At 65.3% G+C, this 1,020-nt stretch carries 1 protein-coding gene; it reads right to left on the minus strand.

Annotation, left to right across the window (positions count from 1 at the left end; translation table 11 throughout):
• Window positions 1-94: 94 nt before the first annotated feature.
• Complete coding sequence (locus ACSFA3_RS26200; protein WP_435465811.1) at window positions 95-979, minus strand: isocitrate lyase/PEP mutase family protein; 885 nt, start codon at window positions 977-979, stop codon at window positions 95-97.
• Between the last annotated feature and the right edge of the window lie 41 nt (window positions 980-1,020).

A 1,020-nucleotide genomic window follows, 5' to 3' on the forward strand; every position in this document is an offset into this window, starting at 1 on the left:
CTGTCGATGTGCAGCAGAGCCCAGCCGTCACCCAAGTCCTCGATGACGTGTGCCTGCCAGACCTTGTCGAACAGGGTGGAGGGGGAGCCAGAGGTCACGGCGACACCGCCTCCTGCGGCGCATCGCGAAAGCGGGTGCGGATGTCGTTCCACTCATCCGCGCCGAAACGCCGGAAGCGCTCGGCGACCGGCAGCGCGAGAGCCGAATTCGGCGGCCGGCGCTGTTCGCGCAGTTCCTTCAGTGCCTGGTCGCAGGCGCCCATCACAGTGCCGAACAACAGGCTGGGAAGGATCACGAGGCGGTATCCCATTTCCTGCGCATCGTCCAGGCCGATGTCCGGTGTCTTGCCGGCGCGAACGACGTTCAGGAGACATGGTCCTTCGACGCGTTTCGGAATGAGCGCGAGCTCTTCCAGGCTCTGCGCCGCCTCGACGAAGGCCATGTCGGCGCCGGCGCGAAGAGCGGCGTTGGCGCGTGCGATGGCTTCCTCCATGTCGACCACGGCCCGGGCATCCGTGCGCGCGATGATGAGGAAATCGGGATCCACGCGGGCGGCCACGGCTGCGCGGATCTTCGCCACGAATTCCTCGCGCGAGACGATTTCCTTGCCGTCCAGATGCCCGCAGCGCTTGGGTGCGACCTGGTCCTCGATGTGAAGACCTGCGACGCCTGCGCGCTCGTATTCGCGCACGGTGCGCGTCACGTTGAGTTCGTTGCCATAGCCGGTGTCGGCATCCGCGATCACGGGAATCTTTACCGACTGCGCCATCACGCCGGCCGCCTGTGCCATTTCACCCAGCGTCAATAGCCCGAAGTCGGGGAAGCCGCGCGAAGCGGAGACGGCAGAGCCGGACATATATGCCGCGCGAAAGCCGCCCTGTTCGATCGTACGAGCCGTGATGGCGTCGTAGCCACCCGGGGCGGCAACGATTTCAGGAGCCGACAGCAGGGCCCGCAAATCTTTTCTGGCAGATGACATGAATGGTTCCTTGAGCAGGTGCCGGATCGATCACCGGCGTC

It is taken from the genome of Variovorax glucosi (assembly GCF_051216695.1).
Lineage (GTDB): Bacteria > Pseudomonadota > Gammaproteobacteria > Burkholderiales > Burkholderiaceae_C > Variovorax.